A 21,595-nucleotide genomic window follows, 5' to 3' on the forward strand; every position below is an offset into this window, starting at 1 on the left:
TCACTTCTCCTCCCAACGGCGCAGTTTTTGGACGAAGCCGCACTCCGACAGCCCCGCGGCAAATTCCTGATCCATGGCATAGACGCACAGCCGCCCGTTTTTCAGAGAGACCGTGATGGTTCCCGGGGTCAGGGTGATGGAGTTGGCCAGCAGCATCTGATGCCCCGGCTCCCCCAGGCCGGACTGGAACCAGGTGAGCTTGGGCGCCCCCTTCCGCCGTTTTGGGAAGAGAATCCGGCCTATCACCTGGAGGTTGGCCCGCAGAATTTCCCAGGCCAGATAGAGGATATAAAAAACCGCCCTGGAGAAGCGGTCGATCCGGCCTGCTCCACCCAAGGGCGGCAGCTGTAATAGACGGTAGGATGCCCAGGACAAGACAGCCGAAACTACCATTCCGGCCGCAACCACCTGCAGATTCAGGCTCCCGTTGAGTACAATCCAAACCAAAAACAGCAACACAAACAAGGGCCTCGCTCCTCCTCCAGGGGGCTCCGCGCATCAGAGTCCAGAGACGCGGGCCTTTTCTTAACGAAATTATTATATCAGGCGCATTTGTAGAATGCAAGTGAAATGCAATTTTTTCATCCCAATGATTCTTTTTCTGACTGACAAAAATATTTTGTGGAGGCGCTCTCCGGCCCAATGAAAAGCGGACCGCGCCCCCTGCTTTGAGCGGCGCGGTCCGTGTTTATGATTATGTCTGTTTCTGCTGCTCCGCCTGGCGCAGCAGCTCCTCGGCGCTCTCCAGCAGGGAGGGCGTGATGGAGGCCCCTCCGATGAGGCGGGCCAGCTCCTCCCGCCGCTGGGAGCGGTCCAGCCGCTCCAGCCGGGTGTAGGTGCGCCCCTCCCGCTCCCCCTTCTGGACGGAGAAGTGGGTGTCCGCCATGGCGGCGATCTGGGGCAGGTGGGTGACGCACAGCACCTGCTTGCCCCGGGCCACCTGGGCCATCTTCTCGGCCACCTTCTGGGCGGCCCGGCCGGACACGCCGGTGTCCACCTCGTCAAAGACCAGGGTGCCGATCTGGTCCCCCTCGGCCAGCACATTTTTCAGGGCCAGCATGATCCGGGCCAGCTCGCCGCCGGAGGCCACCTTCTGGATGGGCTTCAGGGCCTCCCCCAGGTTGGCGGACATGAGGAACTGCACCTCGTCCAGGCCGGTCTCGTCCATCCCGGCCTCGCCTCCCTTGGGGGTGAACTCCGTCTGGAACTGGACCTTGGGCATGTCCAGCTGGCGCAGCTCCTCCTGGACCCGCGCCTGGAGGGCCCCGGCGGCCTCCCGCCGGGCCTGGGACAGGACCTCGCCCCGGCGCGCGGCCTCCTTTTGGGCCTTCTTTAAATCCTTCTCCAGCCGGGCCAGGGTGTCGTCGGCGTACTGGATCTGGTCCAGCTCCTTCCGGCACCGGTCCAGATAGGAGAGCATGTCCTCCACTGTGGGGCCGTACTTCTTCCGCAGGCGGTAGAGCAGGTCCAGCCGCTCCTCCACCTGATCCAGCTCCCCGGGGGAGAAGTCGAAGGAGCGGCTCAGATCCCGCAGGGTGTCCGCCGCGTCGTCGGCGGCGCACCGCAGGGCGGTGAGCTTTTCGGACAGCTCAGAGAGCTCCGGGCTGATGGAGGACACCCCCTGGACCTCCCCCTCCGCCTGGGCAATGAGGGAGCAGGCCCCGTCCCGGTCCTCGTCCCCGGACAGGGCAAACTCCGCACTCTGGACCGCCTCCATGAGCCTGCCCGCGCTGCGCAGCAGGGTCCGCCGGGCGGAGAGCTCCTCGTCCTCCCCGGCCTTCAGCTGTGCCCGCTCCAGCTCCTGAATCTGATAGTTCAGGGTGTCCACCCGGCGGGAGCGCTCCGCCTCGTCCATCTGGAGCTTGTCCATCTCCCGGCGGATGCCGTGCCACTTGCGGTAGGCCTCCTGGTAGGACTCCAGCAGCGGCTGGCACCCGCCGAACTGGTCCAGATAGCCCAGGTGACTGGCCGGGTCCAGAAGCTGCTGGCCGTCATGCTGGCCGTGGATGTTCAGCAGCTGCCGCCCCAGCTCCCGCAGCTGGGCCACCGTCACCAGCTTTCCGTCGATGCGGCACACGTTCCGGCCGTCCCCCTGGAGCTCCCGCTGGAGGAGCAGCTCCTCCTCCCCGGTGGGGAAGCCGTTCTCCTCCAGCCAGGGCAGGGGGGGCACCTGGGTGAACACCGCCGTCACCAGGGCGGACTTGGCCCCGGTGCGGATGAGTTCCCGGCTGGTGCGCTCCCCCAGCACTGCGCCGATGGAGTCGATGACGATGGATTTGCCCGCCCCCGTCTCGCCGGTGAGCACGTTGAAGCCCGGCTCGAACCGGATGTCCGCCGACTGAATGAGGGCGATATTTTCAATGTGAAGCAGGGAAAGCAAAGCTGTACTCCTCCTCTCTCCCGGTCACTTCAGAAGCTTGTGGACCTCCTGGTTGAAGCGCTCCGCCGCGTCGTTGTCCCGCATGATGAGGATGCCCGTGTCGTCTCCGGCCAGGCTGCCCACCATGCCGGGGATCTCCATGCTGTCCAGGGCGGAGCAGGCCGCCGAGGCCAGTCCGGGCATGGTCCGCACCACCACGATGTTCTGGGCCCGGTCCACCGAGGTGACGCCCTCCTTGAAGATGTTCCGCAGCCGGGCGTCCGAGTCGGCCAGCCCCTTCCGCTCAGAGGAGGCGTAGCGGTAGCCGCCGCCGGAGAGCTCCTTCACCAGCCGCAGCTCCTTAATGTCCCGGGAAATGGTGGCCTGGGTGGCGGAAAAGCCCCGGGCCTTCAGCTCGTCCAGCAGCTGCTCCTGGGTCTCCACATCCACCGCCTGAATGATGTTTAAGATCTCCGCTTGACGCGCGCGCTTCATGGGGTGTATCCTCCTAACTTCTGGTTGATGATCTCATAAAAGCTCCGGCCGGACAGCTGCACCAGCTGGGTCTTGTACTGGGACCGGGTGATCTCTACCCGCTCACCGCCTGTCAAGCGGATCGCCTTGCCGCCATCCACCGACAGATACAGGTGCTTCCGGTTCCCTCGGGGCAGCTGCACCACCACCCGGCGGTTCGGTTCCAGCACCAGAGCCCGGGCGGCCAGCTGGTGGGCGCACACCGGCGTGACGATCAGACACTGGGAGGAGGGCTCCACAATGGGCCCCCCCGCCGACATGGAGTAGGCGGTGGAGCCGGTGGGGGTGGCCACGATCACCCCATCCCCCATGATCCGCTGGACCAGGGTCTGGTCGGCCCAGACCTCCACCTCGGCCACCCGGGCCATGGACCCCTTGGAGAACACCGCGTCGTTGAGGGCCAGGTCCTGGCTCACCGGCCGCCCGCCCCGGAACACCCGCACGTCCAGCATCATCCGCTCCTCGGTGACGAAGTGCCCCTGAGCCAGGGGGACCAGCAGGGAGAGCTCAGTGCGCTCCAGCTCGGCCATAAAGCCCACGCTGCCCATGTTCACCCCCAGGATGGGCACCCCGTGGAGGGTGGCGTCCCGGGCGGCGTGGAGGATGGTCCCGTCCCCGCCGAAGCAAACCAACAGGTCAGCCCGGGGCAGCTCCTCCTCCAGCTGGTGGAGGGAGAGGTTCCGGGGCAGGTCCAGCCGGTCCCCCTTTTTGGGAACGAAGGGGAGGCACAGCACTGTCTCCGCCCCCGCCTTCCGCAAAATCCGGTCGGCCTCCAGGGCGGTGCGCAGGCCCTTGTCCCGGTATGGATTGGAGCTTAAAATGATCCTCATGCCCTGTCCCCCTTGTCCAGCTCGTGGGAGGCCTCCACCAGCGCCTTCAGGTCGCCGCCGTAGGCCGGCCCCGGCTGGGTGGACAGGTAGCCCAGGTACTCAATATTGCCCTCCGGCCCGCGGATAGGGGAAAAGGTAATATCCTTTACAGTAAATCCACCGTGGGCGGCGTGTTCCAGGAAGTGCTCCAACACCTCCAGGTGGACCGACGCATCCCGGACCACGCCCTTCTTGCCCACCTTGTCCTTTCCGGCCTCGAACTGGGGCTTGATGAGACAGACCCCCTCGCCCCCTTCCCTCATCAGGGGGCGCACCGCCGGGAAGATCAGGTTCAGGGAGATGAAGGACACGTCCACCGAAAAGAAGTCCAGGGGCTCCGGGATCTGCTCCCGGGTGAGGTAGCGGGCGTTGGTGCGCTCCATGCACACCACCTTGGGGTGGGTGCGCAGGCGGTAGTCCAGCTGGTTGTAGCCCACATCCACCGCATACACCTTCTCCGCCCCGTTCTGGAGCATACAGTCGGTGAAGCCGCCGGTGGAGGCCCCGATGTCGGCGCACACCGCCCCCTCCAGCCGGATGGGCCACAGCTCCATGGCCTTCTCCAGCTTCAGGCCCCCCCGGCTCACATAGGCCAGGGTCTTGCCCCGGACCTCAATGGCCGCGTCCTCCGCCACAGGGGCGCCCGCCTTGTCCACCTTCTGTCCGTTCACATAGACCTGTCCCGCCATAATGACGGCCTGGGCCTTCTGGCGGCTCTCCGCGAGCCCCCGCTCCACCATGGCCACATCCAGCCTCTTTTTACTGCTCACGGCCCAGCACCTCCATGGCCCGGCGGAACAGGCTGTCCCGGTCCAGGCCCAAACTTTTTTTCAGCAGATCCACCGCCCCGTGGGTCACATAGCCCCGTCCGCAGCTGACCAGAGCGGTCCGGGCCTGGACGCCCGCCGCCTCCAGAGCGGCCAGCGTCCGCACGCCCACACTCCCCTGTTCCACGCACTCCTCGGCCACCAGGAGATGGCCGGTCCTGCGGACAGACTTCAAAACAGCAGATGTGTCAAGGGGGGTAATGACATTCCACTTGACGACTTCGGCCTGGATTCCCGCCTGGGCCAGCCGGTCGGCCGCCCCCAGCAGTTCGTTGATCTCCGTGCCGTAGCCCGCCAGCGTAATGTCGGTTCCGGCACGGAGGACCACCACCGGCTCCGGCCCCGAGTCCTCCCGGAACTCCCCCTGGCCGCCCCGGGGGTAGCGCACCGCCACAGGCCCGGAGACCTGGCACACCGCCTCCTCCAGCATCCGGTCCAGCTCCGCGAAGCTGGCCGGGGCGTAGACGGTGATGCCAGGGATACTGTCCAGATAGGCCACGTCGAACACCCCGTGATGGGTCTCTCCGTCCTCCCCCACCAGACCGGCCCGGTCCACCGCCAGCACCACATGGAGGCGGTCGATGGCCATGTCGTGGAGGAGCATGTCGTAGCTGCGCTGCAAAAAGGTGGAGTACACCGCAAAGACGGGCACCGCCCCCTGCTTGGCCATGCCGGCGGCCATAGAGACGGCGCAGCCCTCGGCGATCCCCACATCGAAGAACCGCCCGGGATAGGCCTGAGCGAAGCTGTCCAGTCCGGTCCCCCCCACCATGGCCGCAGTGAGGGCGCAGATGCGGGGATCATTCCGGGCCAGCCGCACCATGGTCCGGCCAAAGACGCTGGAGAAGTTCTCCCCAGATGCTTTTTTCGGCTTCCCTGTCTCGGGATGGAAGGGGGACACGCCATGGAAGGCGTCCGGGTTTCGCTCCGCAGGCGCAAAGTCCTTTCCCTTTACAGTTCTTACATGGAGCAGAACCGGTTCCTTCAGACTGACGGCGTAGCGGAGAATTTTGGTCAAATAGGCCACGTCGTGACCGTCCACCGGCCCCAGGTAGGTGAAGCCCATGTTTTCAAACATGCTGCAGGGCAGAATACTCTGCTTCAGGGCCTTCTTTACGCTGTGGGTCACCCGGTAGAGCTTCCGCCCCAGCCAGAAGGAGCCCATCACCTTCCGGTAGCCCTGCTTGAAGCTCAGGTACTGGGGCTTGAGCCGCTGGCTGGCCAGATGCTGGGCCACCGCCCCCACGTTCTGGGCGATGGACATGCCGTTGTCATTGAGGATGACCAGCAGCTGCCCCCGGTACTGTCCCCCGTTGGACAGGCCCTCATAGGCCAGGCCGCCGGTGAGGGCCCCGTCCCCGATGAGGGCGGCCACGGTGTTGTCCTCCCCCATCACATCCCGGGCCTGGGCCATTCCCAGGGCCACCGCCACCGAGTTGGAGGCGTGTCCGGCAATAAAGGCGTCATGGATGCTCTCGCTGGGCTTCGGGAATCCGGCGATTCCTCCGAACTGCCGCAGAGTGGTCATCTGCTCCCGCCGCCCGGTGAGCATTTTGTGGAGGTAGCACTGGTGGCCCACATCGAATACCAGCCGGTCACGGCTGGTGTCCAGCACCCGGTGCAGGGCCACCGTCAGCTCCACCGCCCCCAGGTTGGAGGCCAGATGTCCCCCTGTCTGGGATACGTCCCGGATCAACTCCTCCCGAAGCGTCCGGCACAGCTCCGCCGCCTCCTGGTCACTGACCGCCCCCAAAATGGGACTGCGTTTTGTTTTCTCCAACTGTTCCTGCAAGAAAATCCCTCACATCTCTAAAGGCTCCCGGTCCCCCAGCCGGTTCACCAGATCATCGGCCCAACCAGTCCAATGGCGGTGCCCAGCAGGGCCCCCATAATCACCTGAGGCAGGGTGTGCCCCAGGTGCTCATTGAGCTTCTTCCCCTGAAATTCCTCCGGGAGGTCAGCCCAGTGCTCCCGGACATAGTTGAGCACCTTGGCCTGCTCTCCCGCCGCCCTTCGCACATTGCAGGCGTCGTACATCACCACCAGGGCCACCGCCGCAGACAGGGAAAACAGAGGGTCCCGCCAGCCGCAGATCTGGCCGATAGAGGCGGTGGCCGCACAGATGAAGGCGGAGTGGGAGGAGGGCATGTTGCCGCTTCCCACCATACGCTTCAGGTCCAGACTGCGGTTGACCACCAGATTGATCAGGGTCTTCAGCAGCTGAGCGATGAACCAGGCAAAAATAGCCAGATCCAAGGTCAGATTTCCTGTTAAAAAGCCGGCGTGATCCATTGTGTCCTCCCTTCGGCGCGCTGTCTCATTTTCTTCGCTGGGCCAGGCTCTGTGCCAGCTGGATCAGAAACTCCGGCTGGTCAAACCCTTCCAAAGCCGCCTCCGCCTGATCGGTGAGCCTGTGCACCAAAGCATGGCTCTCCTCCAGGCCCAGAGCGGTGACAAAGGTGCTCTTTTCGTTGACCCGGTCCGAACCTGTGGGCTTTCCCAGCTCCTCCGCCGTCCCCGTCACATCCAGAATGTCGTCCTGGATCTGAAAGGCCCGGCCCAGGCACTGGGCATAGGTCCGCACCGCTGCCCGCTGTTCCGCCGTTCCGCCGGCGGCGATGCAGCCCAGCTCCGCCGCTGCGGAGATGAGCGCTCCGGTTTTCAGGCTCTGGAGGCGCTCCAGCTCCTTTCGGGTGAGGGCTCGGCCCTCTCCGGCCATGTCCAGGGCCTGCCCCCCTACCATGCCCTCGGGTCCCGCCTCCTTGGCCAGGCAGGCGACCGCCTCCACCACCCGCTCCGCCGGGAGCTTGGCCCCGGCCAGGGTCTGGAAGGCGGCGGTGAGCAGTCCATCCCCCGCCAGGATGGCGGTGGCCTCTCCGTAAACTTTATGGTTGGTGGGCCGCCCCCGGCGCAGGTCGTCATCGTCCATAGCGGGCAGGTCGTCATGAATCAGGGAGTAGGTGTGGACCATCTCCACTCCGCAGGCAAAGTCCAGGGCGGCCTCCGGGTCTCCGCCGCACAGGCGGCAGCACTCCAGGGTGAGCACCGGCCGAATGCGCTTCCCTCCCGCCAGGAGGGAGTACTCCATGGCCTCAGTCAAATCGGCATACCGGGCGCTGTCCTGAAACCGGGCGTGGAGGGCGGCCTCTACCCTGCTCTGATCCTGCTTCAGCTGTGTCTCAAACTGTTCCCAGTCCATCGGTCACTCCTCCCCCTGGAAGGGCTGTTCCTGGGGCTGGCCGTCGGGGCCGGCGGTGAGCAGCTTCACCTTCTGCTCCGCCTCGTCCAGCTGGGCCGAGCAGGTCCGCAGGATGGCAGCCCCCTCCTCAAAGAGGGCCATGGCCTGCTCCAGGGGGGCGTCGCCCCGCTCCAGCAGGCCAACGATCTCCTCCAGGCGGGCCATGGACTGTTCAAAGGTCAGTTTCTTCTTGGTGGGCATGGGGGCCACATCCTTTCTTGGGTTCTTCTCGTTTCTGAGGGGGATTTCGCCGCCTGCGGGCGGCGACCTACTTTGCCCATGGCGGCAAAGTAGGCAAAACGCCACCGGTGACGGCTCCGATGAGCACTTCGTGCTCATAGTCGCCTTTCCCCGGACCCCATTACGGGGGACGCGTACCTGCTGGCTTTTACAGCATTTCCGGCGCGCAAAATCTGAGCGGCTGGTCTGAATTCCCGCCGGGCCACTGGGCCCTGGGTTTGTAAAAATTAGAACTGGTGTGGTTTAAGAACTGCGCCTGACTCTGTCGAGCCAACGCTTCAGGTCTGTTTCCCGCCGTAGGGGCGGGTAAGGGGCGCGGCCTCGCTCATGCTGCTGTTTCGTTCTTTCCGTAAAGGCGGCACACCTAGGCCGTCCTACGGTCTGTTCACCCCTTGCTGGTCTCCCCTTCTGTTCCCTCTACCCGGCAGGTCAGACTTCCGTCGGAGAGGCGCAGGGAAAACCTCTCCCCACTCTGAACGCTCCGGACGGAGGAGATCACCCCTCCATCCTCCTTCTGGGCGATGGAGTACCCCCGCCCCAGCACTTTCAGAGGGCTCATGGCGTCCAGGGCGGCGGCCAGGCGGGCAAACCGCTCCTGCTTCCCGGAGAGACACTTCTCCAGCCCCCGGCGTAAATCCTTGTCCAGGGCGGCAGAGCGGACTCTCAGCTGGAACAAACGGCTGACCATGCTGCTCCCCAGGCGCTGGGACAGATGGTCCAGTACAAGGCTCTTATCTTGAAAATAAACCTGGGGCTCGGTCATCACCCGGCTCTGGGCCAGACGCTCCAGTCCTTGCCGCTCCCGCAGGAGCCGGTGGCGCACCGCCTGCTCCAGCCGCTGACCCGCCCCCAGCAGTGAGGCGTACACCTCGTTCTGGTCGGGCACCGCCAGTTCGGCGGCATTGGAGGGAGTGGCCGCCCGCAAATCGGCGGCAAAGTCGGCGATGGTCACATCGGGCTCGTGGCCCACGGCGGAGATCACGGGGATGTCAGAGTCATAAATGGCCCGGGCCACGATCTCCTCGTTGAAGGCCCACAGGTCCTCCATAGAGCCGCCCCCGCGGCCAGTGATAATCAGGTCGGCCGCCTGGTGGAGGTTGGCCCAGCCGATGGCGGCGGCGATCTCCTCCGCCGCCCCCTCCCCCTGGACCCGCACCGGGAGGACATAGACCTGGGCCATGGGCCACCGGGCCCCTAAAATTCGGAGCATGTCCCGCACCGCCGCTCCGGCGGGGGAGGTCACCAGGGCGATCCGTCCCGGTATTCTGGGAATGGGCTTCTTGTGGGCCGGGTCGAAAATCCCCTCCTGGAGCAGGCGGGCCTTCAGCTGTTCAAAGGCCACCGCCAGGTCCCCCGCCCCCTCCGGAGTCAGGCGGACGCAGTAGAGCTGGTACTGCCCATCCCGGGGAAAGACGGTCACCCGCCCGGCGGCGATGACCTGCATGCCGTTCTGGGGCTGAAAACGCAGGGAGGCCGCGTCGCTGCGGAACATGACGCACCGCAGGGCCCCCTCCCCGTCCTTCAGGGTAAAGTAGTGGTGGCCCGAGGGGTAGCGCTTGTAGTTGGACAGCTCCCCCCGCACCAAAAGGCCGGACAGCAGCCTGTCCCGGTCCATAAAACTCTTGATATACTGCCCCACCTGACTGGGGGTGAGGATGGTCTGCCCGCCTCTTGCGTTCACAGCCTCTTCCCCCTCTCCAGGGCCCGCCAGGTGAGGACGGCCGTCCCCATGGCGTTGTCGGTGGAGAACTGGGGCTGGGCAAACAGGGCTCCGCAGTTCTGCCGCAATAGCTCCTTCAGCCGTCCGTTGGAGGCCACCCCCCCGGAGCACAGCACCGGCAGGCCGGGGTACGCCTCCATGGCGGCCTTGGTACAGGCCTGGACCACCCGGCAGACGGTCTCCTGGGCAAACCAGGCGATCTCCGCCGGTTCTTCCCCTCTCTGGACCATCTGCCTCACCTTGTTCTCCATGCCGGACAGGGAAAAGGTGAGACCGTTTACCTTCACCTTATAATATTCCCGCTTTTGCGCCTGGCGGCTGAGCTTCTCCACTCCTTTCCCTGCGGGGAAGGGCAGGCCCAGCAGCACACCAGTGCGGTCGATGAGCTGCCCGGCGGAGATATCGCTGGTCCCCCCCAGGATCTCCGCCCGGACGGCCACCCCGTCCTCCTCCGGCTCCACCCGGAGCAGCTCGGTGGTGCCCCCGGACAGGTGCCAGGCCAGGAAGGGCCGGTCCAGCAGGTCCAGCCGGCCGGCGGACCAGGCCGCCGCCGCCAAATGCCCCTGCTGATGGGAGAAGGCGTAAAAGGGCACCCCCAGCACCTGGGAGAGCACCTGGCCCTGGGAGGCTCCCGCCAGGAAGCAGGGCATATAGGAGCCCTCCACCGCCCGGGGGCGGGTGCTGGCCCCCACGGCCTGGACGGTCCCCAGGCCCCCCTCTCCCAGCAGCGCTTCCACCACCTCCGGCAGGTGCTTCACATGCTGAAAGAGGGCGTCGCTCTGGCGCAGGCCCAGCTCCCCCGGGCGCACCTCCAGCAGCCGTCCCTGGTTTCGCCCCCCCTCCCCGTCAAACACGGCGGCGGAGGTGGTGTAGTTGCTGGTGTCCAGCCCCAATACCGGCATGGGTCAGGCCTCCCCGCCGGGGGCTTCCTCCCCGCCGTTCTCCGGCTCCGCCTGCTCCCTAGCGGACTCGTCCGGCAGCTCGTTGCGAACAAAGGTGCCCAAAATCCCGTTGACGAAAGAGGCCACCTCCTGGGGCTCGTACTGCTTGGTCAGCTCCACGGCGGCGTCAATGGCCGAGGCGTTGGGCACATCGGGCATATACAGCACCTCATACATGGCGGTGCGCAGGATGGCTCGGGCCATGCGTGGAATCCGGCTCAGGGACCAGCCCACCGCATAGCGGCTGATGTAGGCGTCCAACTCCTCTCCGTGGGCGTAGACCCCCTCCACCAGGGCCCGGATGTATTCCCGCTGCTTTTCATTGGGGTACTGGGCGTACAGGGGGGATTCCTGCCCCAGGGTCTCAAAGCGCTCCCGGCTGAGCTCACTTTTCAGCACCTCTTCCGCGCTTCTGGCCCCAAACTCCAGCCCAAATACCAGATGTACCGCGATCTCGCGGGCATTGTTTCTTGTCATGTTTTTTCCTCCGTCCACCGGATCCTGTGGTAGTCTTGTCTCTGTCATTATACAGCCTGCGCGGTAAATCCGCAAGCCTCGGCCGGCTTCCGCTCCGGCCTCTCGCCCAGCGCCCGCGGGAAATTCCCCCCGGCACCGCAGATTCAGCAGAGATTATTATATACATGAATATACAAAAAAGAAACCCCTAAAATCCACAGTCCGTGAATTTTAGGAGTTTCTCTCTTCGTACCTTATGCCGTCGGAACGGCTCTCGGTCAGGCGTAGAACCGGTGTCCGCCAATGACGGCCACACAGGTCCGATTTCGGGAGGCCCAGCTGTTGGTTGCGGAATCAAAGTAGAGGGCATTTTTTACTTCCTCCACCACGCCGCCGTCCAAAACCAGCTTGGCCGCGATCACACTCTCAGCGTTGGGGGTGCTGCGGGCGATGTGGCCGCTCCAGTAGGTGGTAAACTGGTTCTTCTGTGCCAGGACCCCCTCAATAGTGCCGGGGAAAGAGGGATGCTTCACACGGTTCATGACCACGTTGCCCACCGCCATTTTTCCCTCCAGGGGCTGGTTCCCGCTCTCGGTATAGATGACCCGGGAGAGCCAGAACAGGTCGTCGGCGTTGTAATACTGATCCCCGGACTTGGCCGCGCCGCTCCCGCGGGTCACCGCGGTCACGCCGGTGGTGCCGTTCCAGGTCAAAGACCCGTCAAAGGCTTTCACCAGGGCGGAGAGGGGAACCATGATCTTGCCGTTCTCGATCTGGATCCCCTCCGGGGTGTAGAAGTACCGGCCGTTGACAGTGAGATACAGGTCCCCCGCCTTTGCAGTCAGGACCAGCTTGTCATTGTGCACCGTCGCCGTGCGGGTACCGGCGTCCCACTTGCTCTGGACCGTAGAGTCCAGACACTTGGACATGGGAACCAACGCCACATAAGTCGTATCGCCGCGATAAGTCTTTGCCACATCGGCAGTGACCGGCTGACCGTCCACCGTCAGGGTGGGGTCCACTTCCTCCACCTGGGACAACACACTCTCCCCAGATACGGCGGCCACAGGCTCGGCCTGTTCCTCCGTCTCCACCTGGGTGGCTGCTGTCTGTACGGCCTCGGAACCGCTCTCGTCTACCAGAGCAACGGAGTCCTCCTCCACACCAGCTCCCATGAGCAGGAGCACAGCAAAGGAGCTGATCAGCAGCGAACACAGCTTTCGTGTCATTGTCTTCACTCCTATGGTTACAAAATTATGTCAACAAAAGTGACAGCAAAAGCAACTGTTTGTTACTTTTGTTACCACATTGTAACTAATTCGCCCGGGCAATACAAGGGCAATTTTCACTATACTTTCTGTGAATTTCTTGTGTATTTTTTCTGACATGTATGAAAATATCCTGTTTATCTCCAAAACTATAACTTTTTCGTGAAGTTTTTGCCATTAAAACTGTACAAAGCATTTTTGCCCCAGAGGCCTCTCCTCCCGTCCTCCCGCTGCGGGAAAAACCGCGCCCTGTGACGAAAAGTTTTTCTTGCATTACCTTGGCATTTATGCTATATTAGATAGGCAATCGACGTGCAGGTGTAGTTCAATGGCAGAATGTCAGCTTCCCAAGCTGAACACGAGGGTTCGATTCCCTTCACCTGCTCCAAAAAGAAAGACATGATCTTTGATCATGTCTTTCTTTTTGGGTTCCAGCCGCCAAAGGCGGCTTCCACCCTTTGATTTAAAATGCTCGGCGGAAATGAATTCCGCCTGCGCCGAGGTTTTGCCTGCGGCAAAACGCTCGTACGGCGCAAAAGCGCCGCCGGCCAGAAGGCCGGTTGGGTGATCTTCAAGATAGCCGATTGAAAATTTGAAATATCTATATTGTGGCACCTTGTCACAAAAAAGGACACGACGTAAGTCGTGTCCTTTTTTGTGGGTTCCGCCGCCCAGATGTTCTTTCATTTTTCTCCGTTTGGTTCTGGTCAGCCCGCGTTTTTCTCTGCCTCCAGTTTCAACTGGAGGCGCTGACGGATATAGTCCGGCACAGCTTCCACCGGAATTTCCAGCGCGGCGGCCAGTTCGCCATGTAGCAGGGACTCGGCACGCCTCTGATAGTCCTGGTCCACCTTGCTGGGCTTTTTCCCTGACCGGCTTTTGTGCTGATTTTTGGTATAAACCAGCTTGATCAGCTGGACCAGATCCTCACAGCGGTGGGTCTCTAAAAATCCCCGGTACTGCTGCGCCAGAGCCCGATAATCCCGGTTGTCCACCTGGGCCTGCTGGATCTCCGGCAGGCGGTCGATCAACTCCTCCGCCGCCTCCCGGCTCAAGATCGGCCTCATAAACACCTGCGTGTCCACCGGAACATAGATGGTCTCCCGGCAATTCATAGGGGACAGGGTATAATATTCCCGCTTCGCCTTCGGATCAAAGGGGGGCGGCCCGATCTGCTCCACACGGCACACCCCAGTCTCGCTGTACACAATCAGATCTCCCACCGAAAACACGGCGCTTTCCCTCCTCCTCAAAATAAAAAAGCGGTTCTGACAACGTGACGAACGTGATCAGAACCGCGCGCTGTGATTTTATTTTAGCACATTTTTAGACGGAATGTAAGGAAAAAATCAAAATCCACCTCTCAGGCCACCTGTTCCAGCTCCTCCAGGGCCTCCCGCTCGCTGTCCGCCGAGAAGCAGAACCGGCCTGCCCAGTCAAAAACCTCTACATGTCCTCTTACCCAAACAATGCTGTAATCCATACGATTCTGCTCCTTTCCTCCTTGGGATGGTACAAGAATATCACAGTTCAAGTCCTATAAATCGGACTATTCATATTGTGTAAAACCTTTGCAGGCCTTCTGAATATAAGGAGAGCGGAGCCCGGCCGGGCTCCGCTCCAGGCTGTCGAAAAAGTCTAGAAACTTTTTCGACAGCCTGAAAAATGCCGTTACTTTTGCACCGCACAGCGGCGCAAAAGTCCTCGCTTCGCTTGCCGGAATCCTTGCACAGCAAGGATTCCGAGGCATTTGATCCCATTCGAGGCGGGCGGCTGCCCCCTCGAACTCCCCCGCCCAACTTGAGCGGATTCATCTCAACAGAGGTTTTTGGCAAGTAGAGAGCGGAGCCCGGCCGGGCTCCGCTCTCTGCATCTGTTGCTTTGTTTTGGTCCCTCACTGGCCGGGCTCAGGCCACAGTCTGGCAGAAGTTGGCCAGCACCTGGGCCACCTGGGCGCGGGTCGCGGTCCCGGCGGGAGTCAGCAGATTGTCCCCGGTGCCGGACATCAGCTTGGCGCTTACCGCCCAGGCCATGGCCTCCACCGCCCAGTCGGAGATCTTCTCCACGTCCTGGAAGCCCTCCAGAGGCTCGCCGTCCACCTGCACATCATAGCTCTTGTGCTGGGCGTAGCGGTACAGGATCAGGGCCATCTGCTCCCGGGTCAGGGCATCGTTGGGGGCGAAGCGGTCCCCGCCCACACCGGACACCAGGCCGTTCTCCGCGGCCCAGGCCACGGCGGCAGCGTACCAGTCGCCCTCCTCCACGTCGGAGAAGTCCTCCCCGCCGGATACCTGGGGCTTGCCCTCCATGGCGTACAGGGTCTGGGCCAGCATGGCGCGGGTCAGCGTGGTGCCGGGCTCAAAGCGGCCCTCCTCCACACCGGACATGATGCCCTGCTCATAGACATACTGCACGGCGGCATAGAACCAGTCGCTCTCGGCCACATCTTGGAAGATGGTCCCAAAGACCGCGGAGACCGTCACAGGGCTCTCCGGCATGGTAAAGGTGTAGGTCCCGTCCTCCTCCCGGGTGAGTTTTACCACCTGGTCCTGGCCGTCCCGGACCTCTAGCTTCTCCAGCCGGTACCCCTTCTCGGGGGTGACGGTGAGGGTGACCACTTTGCCGGACTGGACCTGGGTGCGGTCGGCGGATAGACTGCCGTTCTCGCCGGCCTCCAGGGTGACGGCGTGGCGGACAGGGGCGGGGGCGGACGCGCTGCCGCTGTCCTCGTCATAGGTCAGGTCTACCCGGTCAGAGCCGCCGATGGAGGCCCGAACCTGTTCCATAATTTCCTCCATGTCCTCGGTGCTGCCCAAGGTCCCGATCTGCTCTAAAGTTTCCGGGCTGATATACAGCAGATTGGTCTCCGGGCTGGCCTCCACGTTGTTCAAGGTCAGACTGGGCAGCTTGCTGTCCGCCTGGTAGGTGATGCTGGCCCCGGCCCCCTCCTGAGGCTTCAAGGCGCTGTTCTCCAGGGTGACGGAGGCGCCGTTCACCAGAATGGCGGCCGTCTGACCGCCCTGGACGGTGACGCCCTCTAAGCGGGCGTTCTCCGCCCCGGAGAAGGTCAGCACATGCTGGGCCTTGCCCCCGTCGGCAAAACAGGCGTTCCGGATGGCGCTGTCCGCCCCGTCCACCGCCAGCAGGCTGTCAATCTCCGCCTCTCCGGCGTAGGACACCGTGTGGCCCTGGCCGTTCAGGGTGACGCCGGCGGGCAGGGTCAGCACCGTGCCGGAGGCCTGGGACTCCGCCTGCTCGCCGGAGTCGACGGCTACGTCCTTCAATAGGGTGACGGTCTTGTCCCCCTCGGACAGCCCGGCGGCCTCCAGGGCCTGGGCCAGCGTCTCATAGGAGGCGCCGTCTACCTGGGCCTCCACTCCCAGGTTGTCCTGGTCCAGGTAGATGTGGTCCTTGCCGGAGGCGTACTCGGTCCAGATGTACAGGGACTGGCTCTCATTGGCCTGAATGGTTCCCTTTCCGCTGTCGCTCCACAGGGTGGGCCGCTCCTTGGTCTCGCTCTCGTTCACCAGAGCGGCCTGAGTCAGATCCAGCTGGGCCTCCCGGCACACCTCAATGCCGCCGAACTCATTGTTCGACACGTCAATGGTGCCGCTCAAGGTCACGGAGCCGCCGCTGACCTGAATTCCGGCGTTGGCCTGCTCCACGGTGACGTTCTGGAGCTGGGCCCCCTGGGCCTCGTAGAGCTTGATGCCGAACTCGCCGTTGTCCCAGCCCTCGGTGTTGGTGTTGGGGCCCTCAATCGTCAGGTCCCGCAGAGTGGCGCCGGCGGTCACCAGAATCCCGGCGTTGTTGGGGAACACATCCTCCCCCTCCCCTTTAGTAATGGTATAGCCGTTTCCGTCCAGAACGATCTCTTTTTCAATGACAAGCTGGCTGGTGAGCGTCACACTCCCGGACAGCTCCACGGTGCCGCCGGCCTGGGCCTGTTCCAGAGCGGCAATCAGGTCCTCCTCCGTCATGGAAGCCCCCTGGGCGTAAGACGTCATAGGCACCTGCGCGGCCATCAGAGACAGAGCCATCGCGGCAGAAAGGATTCTCTTGTTCATTCGAATACACTCCTTGTTACAGTGGCTTCCCACACTTGGACAGGTATTTTTTCTTTACACCTCTTGTACTGCAAAGTCTTGTTTAACCTATTTCCAAGGTGGGCAATACGGATTTTAGCCCATCCTCCCTCCTTTCGTCAACCGGGAGTGGCTGGAAGTTTCCCTTTCTGACCCTGGCAGTTTTTCCTTTCGGAAAATTTTTTCAAATTTTTTTGAAAAACCCGTTGACAACCTGTCCAACTTCTGCTAGAATAACACCCGTCGCCGCGAGTGTAGCTCATCTGGTAGAGCGCCACCTTGCCAAGGTGGAGGTAGCGAGTTCGAGCCTCGTCACTCGCTCCAAAAAGAAAGGACTTCCTATCGGAAGTCCTTTCTTTTTGGGTTTCAGCCGCCAAAGGCGGCTTTCACCCATTGGATTAAAATGCTCGGCGGAAGTGAATTCCGCCTGCGCCGAGGTTTTGCCTGCGGCAAAACGCTCGTACGGCGCAAAGGCGCCGCCGGCCAGAAGGCCGGTGGGGTGGTTTCCCCTATACCTTTTTGATATTTCAAAACATCGATTTTAACCGCCCCTTCTGGATTTGAATGCTCGGAGCGGCGGAGCCGCCCCTGCGCCGTCAGCCGCCTGGTTCAGAGAAAACCCACAGAAATATAAGGAGGCCTCTGTTATGACCCAAGTTGTCGCCGCCCTGATCTGGTCGGGAAACAAGTTTATGATCTGCCAGCGTCCGGCCCACAAGGCCCGGGGCCTGCTGTGGGAGTTTGTGGGCGGCAAGGTGGAGCCCGGCGAGACCAAGGAGGCCGCCCTCATCCGGGAGTGCCGGGAGGAGCTGGCCGTCACGGTGTCTGTGGGCGGCGTCTTTCTGGAGGTCACCCACTCCTACCCCGATCTCACCATCCACCTGACTCTGTTCCACGCCTCTATCGCGGAGGGCACGCCCCAGAAGCTGGAGCACAACGACATCCGCTGGATCACCGTGGACGAGATCCCCCAGTACGAGTTCTGTCCGGCGGACCAGGTCATCCTGGCCAAGCTGATGGAGTTGGGAGGACAGCGCTGATACGGCCTTCTTCGGAGTTCCATGCGCTTTTTCGGCAGATTATCCCCCAAGGATAAAAAAGGGCCGCATCCGGGAGGAGGCCGCGCAAGCGGCCCGCCATCTCACCGGATGCGGCCCAACATATTTGGAGCTTTTGAACGGGTCCCCTGCCGGCGGGGAGTGTTTTACAGGCGCGGCCCAGTTCTGCTCAAACTGCGCTTAAAAAAACCGAATCCGTCCCCCGGTCTGATCGGGGATCAGGTCCATCCGGTGCAGGATAGGGAGCAGAGCCTGAAACAAGATGTACAGCGCCGCCGCCTTGGGGAGAATGGTAATCAGGTTCTTGGCCAGGCTGGGGATGAACCAGCCCAGGTATCCCCCGCCCCGGACCATGGTGCTCCACACCGAGCCCATGGCCGCATTCACCAGCAGATTGACCACCGCGTTGGCCAGCACCAGGTTCACCACGGTGATCCGCCGGCGGAAGAAGAACAGGGCGTACACCAGCACTCCCGCCATGGTAGACAGGGTGTAGCCGGGGAAAAAGTCCCCGGTGGGCTGGAGCACAAACCCCAGAATATCCTCCACAAAGCCAAAGACCAGCCCCAGCACCGGCCCGCACACCAGGGCGCACACCGACCGGGCCAGGAAGCCCCAGGTGAGCTTGGTGTGCCAGATGGGGATGCCGGGGATCAGGGACAGGGCCCTGGTCACCGCAATCATCAGCGCCGCGAAGACCAGCAGCTTGAGGCACTTCATGGCCAGATTGGCCTCGTGCCAATAGGTGGGGGAACAGGGTGTTCGGTACAGGTTCATAGGCATTCGGATTTGCCGCATGATAAAAAAACCTCCTTCTGTGTTCGGCAGCCCGTTTTGCGGGAATGCCGCACAGAAGGAGGGAACTTTATCTCCGCTCGGCCCATGCGGCAGCGGGATGCGGACCACCCACTGCCGCGTTTTGGAAACGCTGTTCGTCCGGCGGACAACTCCCCGTCCCGCCGGCACTGAAGGTCCGGCCCATTCCAGGCCGGGACCAGCACGTGTGGCCCTACTCTGCCAACGGGCAGTATACTCTACTTTTCTGAAAAAAGCAAGGAAATTCTGGAGTACCCTCCCCCGCCGCCTCCCTCCCTTGTATTTCTCTGCCAAATATGCTATGATGGCATAACCGTTTTCCACTCCAATTTCATGCTATAACGAGGATCAATATGGATTATTTTCATCTAAACGCCAGCCGGGAGGAGCTGCTGAACATGAGCTCCCTGGGGCTGGCCCATCTGGGGGACGGGGTGTTTGAGCTGATGGTCCGCGCCTGGCTGTGCCTCCACGGGAAAGTCAAGGTAAAGGACCTGCACCGGGCCACTGTCCGCTATGTGGCCGCCCCCGCCCAGGCCGCCGCCATGGAGCGGCTGCTCCCCCTCCTCACCGACGAGGAGGCCGACGTGTACCGCCGGGGCCGGAACACCGCCCCCCACTCGGTGCCCCGGGCGGCCACCCGGGCCCAGTACCAGTCGGCCACCGGCCTGGAGGCTCTGTTCGGCTGGCTCTACCTCCAGGGCCGCACCGACCGCCTCAATGAGCTCTTTGAAGCCATTATGGATACCCCCGCCTAAACCATTCTGCATTTCTGCATTCTGCACTCTGCATTTCTATTGAGGTGATCCCATGCCGTTAGACGCCCTCTGCCTGTCCGGTCTGGTCCACGAGCTGGACCAGACGGTCACCGGCGGAAAAATTGATAAGATCTATCAGCCCGGCCGGGACGAGATCCTGCTGGCGGTGCGCACCCCCGCCCACGGGAACGTGCGCCTGCTGCTGTCAGCCAACCCCAACCACCCCCGGCCCCAGCTCACCCAGATCTCCCGGGAGAACCCGGACACGCCCCCTATGTTCTGCATGCTGCTGCGCAAGCACCTGTCCGGTGCCCGGCTGCTGGCGGTGGAACAGCCCCCGCTGGAGCGGGTGGTGATGTTCACCCTAGAGGCCCTCAACGAGCTGGGGGACCGGGTGGAGCGCAGGCTGGTGCTGGAGGCCATTGGCCGCCGGTCCAACCTGATCCTGCTGGACGAGTCCGGCCGTATCCTGGACTGCATGCGCCGGGTGGAGTCCAGCCTGGGGACCGGAAACGCCAATCAGCGCTCCCTGCTGCCCGGCATGTTCTACCACCTTCCCCCCGCCCAGGAGAAGCTGGACCCCGCCGCCCAGAGCCGGGAGGAGCTGGAGCGCCTGCTCTCCGACGCCCCGGAGGAGGCCCAGGCGGACAAGTGGCTGCTGGACACCTTCAGCGGCCTGTCCCCCCTGGTGTGCCGGGAGCTGGCCTTCCAGGCGGGGGGCGCCACCGACGTGCGCCTGAACGTGCTGGGCCCTGCCGGCCGGGCGCGGCTCCTGGACAGCCTGGAGGCCCTTCTGTCCCAGGTCCGGGAGTACCACCTCTCCCCCACCCTGCTCAGCCGGGACGGGGCCCCCTGGGACTTCACCTTCTTCCCGGTGGCCCAGTACGGCCCCCTGGTGGAGTGCACCCCCTTTTCCTCCTTTTCGGAGCTGCTGGACCGGTTCTATGAGCAGCGGGAGCACCTGGAGCGGGTGAAGCAGCGGGGGCAGGACCTGATCCGCTCGGTGACCACCGCAAGGGACCGCACCGCCCGCAAGATCGCCCACCAGGAGCAGGAGCTCGCCGCCACCCAGGACCGGGAGCGGCTGCGGGAGCTGGGGGACATCCTTACCTCCAACCTCTACCAGATGGAGCGGGGGATGGCCAGGCTTCGCACCGTGGACTTCTACGACCCGGAGGAAAAAGAGGTGGACATCCAGCTGGACCCCCTCCTCACCCCCCAGCAGAACGCCGCCAAGTATTATAAGGAGTACAACAAGGCCAAGACCGCCGAGGTGATGCTCACCCAGCAGCTGGAGAAAAACCGCCGGGAACTGGACTACCTCAACAGCGTCCTGGACACCATTCCCCTGGCCGAGGGGGAGAAGGATCTGGGGGAGATCCGCCAGGAGCTCACCGACACCGGCTATCTCCGCCGCCCCTCCAAGGCCAAGGGCCGGGAAAAGCGGGTGGTCTCCAAACCCATGGAGTTCCGCTCCTCCTCCGGCCTGCGCATCTCGGTGGGCAAGAACAACACCCAGAACGACCTGCTCACCTGTAAACAGGCCTTCAAGAGCGACATCTGGTTTCACACCCAGAAGATCCACGGCTCCCACGTGATCCTGTGGACCGAGGGACGAGAACCCGACCTGCAGAGCGTCCAGGAGGCCGCCTGTCTGGCCGCCTGGTTCTCCCAGGCCCGGGACAGCAGCAAGGTGCCGGTGGACTACACCCCGGTGAAGTATGTAAAAAAGCCCGGCGGGGCCCGGCCGGGTATGGTGATCTACACCACCTATGAGACCGCCTGGGTCACTCCGGACGGGGAGCTGGCCAAGCGGCTCCGGGTCTGCTGAACAATCTCACATTTTTCCATTTTGAAGCTGTGGGAGCATCCGAAAACTGGATGTTTCCACAGCTTTTTCCACAGAAAAGAATTTTATGCATGAAAATTTCCCCGATAATTCTCAGAGATTCGACGGGGTATGACGAAAAAACCGTCTCCCTCCCTCGAAACTAGGCGAAATGTGAGATATTTTTTCGACCAGTTTTTCTTCCTCTTTCCACAGGCACACTATATAATGTGGTCATGTGTTATAAAGGAGAGGAGAAAACGCTACATGATGGAAATTAAAATTGCATCCCGTACCTGCCCGGACGAGCTGGGCCGCTCCCGAACCTTTCACTATTCCCTTACGGTGGACACCGTGGAGTCGGGAGCTTTTTCCTGCGAAAACTACGGCGTAAAGATCTCCGAAGATGACGGGGACACCGCTGCCGTCCCTGGAATCACCACCAGCGCTCTTCGGATCGACGAGCTGATGACCCTTCTGGTGGAGCACGGCGTGGGTCCCGCCTCTCTGCGGGATGTGGTGGACGACTGGCTGTAATGTTTCTCTGGCCGCTTGGTTTTTCCCGCATGTGCCGGTCTCTCAGTTTTTCAGGCTGTCG

Annotated in this window: 20 protein-coding genes, 2 tRNA genes and 1 riboswitch; of the genes, 6 read left to right on the top strand and 16 right to left on the bottom strand. The window is 62.7% G+C overall.

The annotated features are described in order from the left end of the window. From H6B31_RS07220 to H6B31_RS07280, 13 genes are all read right to left on the bottom strand, one after another. Nucleotides 1-459 (bottom strand): Na+/H+ antiporter subunit E, encoded by a 459-nt coding sequence (locus H6B31_RS07220; protein WP_346014051.1) that lies wholly within the window; start codon nt 457-459, stop codon nt 1-3. A gap of 235 nt (nt 460-694) precedes the next feature. After that, on the bottom strand, nt 695-2,380 hold the full coding sequence (gene recN / locus H6B31_RS07225; RefSeq protein WP_204897939.1) for a DNA repair protein RecN: 1,686 nt from the start codon (nt 2,378-2,380) through the stop codon (nt 695-697). 24 nt (nt 2,381-2,404) lie between these two features. Beyond that, nucleotides 2,405-2,854 carry an arginine repressor gene (locus tag H6B31_RS07230; RefSeq protein WP_087287101.1) on the bottom strand — a complete coding sequence of 150 codons (450 nt, stop codon included), beginning with the start codon at nt 2,852-2,854 and terminating at the stop codon, nt 2,405-2,407. Further along, nucleotides 2,851-3,723 (bottom strand): NAD(+)/NADH kinase, encoded by an 873-nt coding sequence (locus H6B31_RS07235; RefSeq protein WP_204897940.1) that lies wholly within the window; start codon nt 3,721-3,723, stop codon nt 2,851-2,853. Before H6B31_RS07235 ends, H6B31_RS07230 begins: the two co-directional genes overlap by 4 nt. Continuing rightward, entirely contained in the window at nt 3,720-4,532 is an 813-nt protein-coding gene (locus H6B31_RS07240) for a TlyA family RNA methyltransferase (protein WP_346014049.1), read from the bottom strand. The genes H6B31_RS07235 and H6B31_RS07240 overlap by 4 nt, the downstream gene beginning before the upstream one ends. Further along, complete coding sequence (gene dxs, locus H6B31_RS07245) at nt 4,522-6,381, bottom strand: 1-deoxy-D-xylulose-5-phosphate synthase (RefSeq protein ID WP_204897941.1); 1,860 nt, start codon at nt 6,379-6,381, stop codon at nt 4,522-4,524. Before dxs ends, H6B31_RS07240 begins: the two co-directional genes overlap by 11 nt. A gap of 44 nt (nt 6,382-6,425) precedes the next feature. Further along, nucleotides 6,426-6,881 carry a divergent PAP2 family protein gene (locus H6B31_RS07250; protein WP_204897942.1) on the bottom strand — a complete coding sequence of 152 codons (456 nt, stop codon included), beginning with the start codon at nt 6,879-6,881 and terminating at the stop codon, nt 6,426-6,428. 25 nt (nt 6,882-6,906) lie between these two features. Beyond that, on the bottom strand, nt 6,907-7,788 hold the full coding sequence (locus H6B31_RS07255; protein ID WP_204897943.1) for a polyprenyl synthetase family protein: 882 nt from the start codon (nt 7,786-7,788) through the stop codon (nt 6,907-6,909). Between the two features lie 3 nt (nt 7,789-7,791). Continuing rightward, a complete protein-coding gene (gene xseB, locus H6B31_RS07260) occupies nt 7,792-8,028 on the bottom strand; it encodes an exodeoxyribonuclease VII small subunit (protein ID WP_087287116.1) in 237 nt (78 codons plus the stop codon). Nucleotides 8,029-8,452: 424 nt separating this feature from the next. After that, nucleotides 8,453-9,682: an exodeoxyribonuclease VII large subunit gene (gene xseA, locus H6B31_RS07265; protein ID WP_204897968.1), complete on the bottom strand. Its 1,230-nt coding sequence runs from the start codon at nt 9,680-9,682 to the stop codon at nt 8,453-8,455. 62 nt (nt 9,683-9,744) lie between these two features. Beyond that, nucleotides 9,745-10,689: a Kae1-like domain-containing protein gene (locus tag H6B31_RS07270; protein ID WP_204897944.1), complete on the bottom strand. Its 945-nt coding sequence runs from the start codon at nt 10,687-10,689 to the stop codon at nt 9,745-9,747. A 3-nt stretch (nt 10,690-10,692) separates the two neighbouring features. Then, nucleotides 10,693-11,205, bottom strand: coding sequence for a transcription antitermination factor NusB (gene nusB, locus H6B31_RS07275; protein WP_204897945.1), 513 nt, complete (start codon nt 11,203-11,205; stop codon nt 10,693-10,695). 257 nt (nt 11,206-11,462) lie between these two features. Next, on the bottom strand, nt 11,463-12,413 hold the full coding sequence (locus tag H6B31_RS07280) for a cell wall hydrolase (protein ID WP_204897946.1): 951 nt from the start codon (nt 12,411-12,413) through the stop codon (nt 11,463-11,465). 353 nt (nt 12,414-12,766) lie between these two features. Here H6B31_RS07280 and H6B31_RS07285 point away from each other — a divergent pair. Then, a tRNA-Gly gene (locus H6B31_RS07285) sits at nt 12,767-12,840 on the top strand. A gap of 319 nt (nt 12,841-13,159) precedes the next feature. Here the strand turns inward: H6B31_RS07285 and H6B31_RS07290 are convergent. Together H6B31_RS07290 and H6B31_RS07295 are read right to left on the bottom strand one after the other, a co-directional pair. Continuing rightward, complete coding sequence (locus tag H6B31_RS07290; protein WP_204897947.1) at nt 13,160-13,684, bottom strand: CarD family transcriptional regulator; 525 nt, start codon at nt 13,682-13,684, stop codon at nt 13,160-13,162. A gap of 675 nt (nt 13,685-14,359) precedes the next feature. Next, nucleotides 14,360-16,519 (bottom strand): S-layer homology domain-containing protein, encoded by a 2,160-nt coding sequence (locus tag H6B31_RS07295; protein WP_204897948.1) that lies wholly within the window; start codon nt 16,517-16,519, stop codon nt 14,360-14,362. Between the two features lie 266 nt (nt 16,520-16,785). Here H6B31_RS07295 and H6B31_RS07300 point away from each other — a divergent pair. Both H6B31_RS07300 and H6B31_RS07305 read left to right on the top strand, forming a co-directional pair. After that, nucleotides 16,786-16,861: transfer RNA gene (locus tag H6B31_RS07300), tRNA-Gly, on the top strand. Nucleotides 16,862-17,184: 323 nt separating this feature from the next. Then, complete coding sequence (locus H6B31_RS07305; protein ID WP_204897949.1) at nt 17,185-17,577, top strand: (deoxy)nucleoside triphosphate pyrophosphohydrolase; 393 nt, start codon at nt 17,185-17,187, stop codon at nt 17,575-17,577. Between the two features lie 198 nt (nt 17,578-17,775). Here H6B31_RS07305 and H6B31_RS07310 read toward each other — a convergent pair whose 3' ends face one another. Next, on the bottom strand, nt 17,776-18,393 hold the full coding sequence (locus H6B31_RS07310; protein WP_204897950.1) for a folate family ECF transporter S component: 618 nt from the start codon (nt 18,391-18,393) through the stop codon (nt 17,776-17,778). 88 nt (nt 18,394-18,481) lie between these two features. Continuing rightward, a riboswitch (THF riboswitch) is annotated at nt 18,482-18,614 on the bottom strand. 150 nt (nt 18,615-18,764) lie between these two features. Here H6B31_RS07310 and H6B31_RS07315 point away from each other — a divergent pair. The 3 genes from H6B31_RS07315 (at nt 18,765) to H6B31_RS07325 (ending at nt 21,534) form a co-directional block, all read left to right on the top strand. After that, on the top strand, nt 18,765-19,169 hold the full coding sequence (locus H6B31_RS07315) for a Mini-ribonuclease 3 (protein ID WP_204897951.1): 405 nt from the start codon (nt 18,765-18,767) through the stop codon (nt 19,167-19,169). Nucleotides 19,170-19,221: 52 nt separating this feature from the next. Then, the gene (locus tag H6B31_RS07320; RefSeq protein ID WP_204897952.1) at nt 19,222-21,000 is read left to right on the top strand and encodes an Rqc2 family fibronectin-binding protein; all 1,779 of its coding nucleotides are present in this window, start codon (nt 19,222-19,224) and stop codon (nt 20,998-21,000) included. 264 nt (nt 21,001-21,264) lie between these two features. Further along, nucleotides 21,265-21,534 (top strand): DUF6514 family protein, encoded by a 270-nt coding sequence (locus tag H6B31_RS07325; RefSeq protein ID WP_087286791.1) that lies wholly within the window; start codon nt 21,265-21,267, stop codon nt 21,532-21,534. Nucleotides 21,535-21,595 lie beyond the last annotated feature (61 nt).

Source organism: Pseudoflavonifractor capillosus, assembly GCF_016899775.1.
GTDB lineage: Bacteria > Bacillota > Clostridia > Oscillospirales > Oscillospiraceae > Lawsonibacter.

Excerpts from the sequence above, each read along its gene's own strand:
- H6B31_RS07320 (WP_204897952.1), top strand. The coding sequence starts at position 19,222 with ATGCCGTTAGACGCCCTCTGCCTGTCCGGTCTGGTCCACGAGCTGGAC.
- H6B31_RS07325 (WP_087286791.1), top strand. The coding sequence starts at position 21,265 with ATGATGGAAATTAAAATTGCATCCCGTACCTGCCCGGACGAGCTGGGC.
- H6B31_RS07270 (WP_204897944.1), bottom strand. The coding sequence starts at position 10,689 with ATGCCGGTATTGGGGCTGGACACCAGCAACTACACCACCTCCGCCGCC.
- H6B31_RS07315 (WP_204897951.1), top strand. The coding sequence starts at position 18,765 with ATGGATTATTTTCATCTAAACGCCAGCCGGGAGGAGCTGCTGAACATG.
- H6B31_RS07305 (WP_204897949.1), top strand. The coding sequence starts at position 17,185 with ATGACCCAAGTTGTCGCCGCCCTGATCTGGTCGGGAAACAAGTTTATG.
- H6B31_RS07250 (WP_204897942.1), bottom strand. The coding sequence starts at position 6,881 with ATGGATCACGCCGGCTTTTTAACAGGAAATCTGACCTTGGATCTGGCT.
- H6B31_RS07295 (WP_204897948.1), bottom strand. The coding sequence starts at position 16,519 with ATGAACAAGAGAATCCTTTCTGCCGCGATGGCTCTGTCTCTGATGGCC.
- H6B31_RS07310 (WP_204897950.1), bottom strand. The coding sequence starts at position 18,393 with ATGCGGCAAATCCGAATGCCTATGAACCTGTACCGAACACCCTGTTCC.
- nusB (WP_204897945.1), bottom strand. The coding sequence starts at position 11,205 with ATGACAAGAAACAATGCCCGCGAGATCGCGGTACATCTGGTATTTGGG.
- xseB (WP_087287116.1), bottom strand. The coding sequence starts at position 8,028 with ATGCCCACCAAGAAGAAACTGACCTTTGAACAGTCCATGGCCCGCCTG.
- H6B31_RS07255 (WP_204897943.1), bottom strand. The coding sequence starts at position 7,788 with ATGGACTGGGAACAGTTTGAGACACAGCTGAAGCAGGATCAGAGCAGG.
- H6B31_RS07235 (WP_204897940.1), bottom strand. The coding sequence starts at position 3,723 with ATGAGGATCATTTTAAGCTCCAATCCATACCGGGACAAGGGCCTGCGC.
- H6B31_RS07280 (WP_204897946.1), bottom strand. The coding sequence starts at position 12,413 with ATGACACGAAAGCTGTGTTCGCTGCTGATCAGCTCCTTTGCTGTGCTC.
- xseA (WP_204897968.1), bottom strand. The coding sequence starts at position 9,682 with ATGGACCGGGACAGGCTGCTGTCCGGCCTTTTGGTGCGGGGGGAGCTG.
- H6B31_RS07230 (WP_087287101.1), bottom strand. The coding sequence starts at position 2,854 with ATGAAGCGCGCGCGTCAAGCGGAGATCTTAAACATCATTCAGGCGGTG.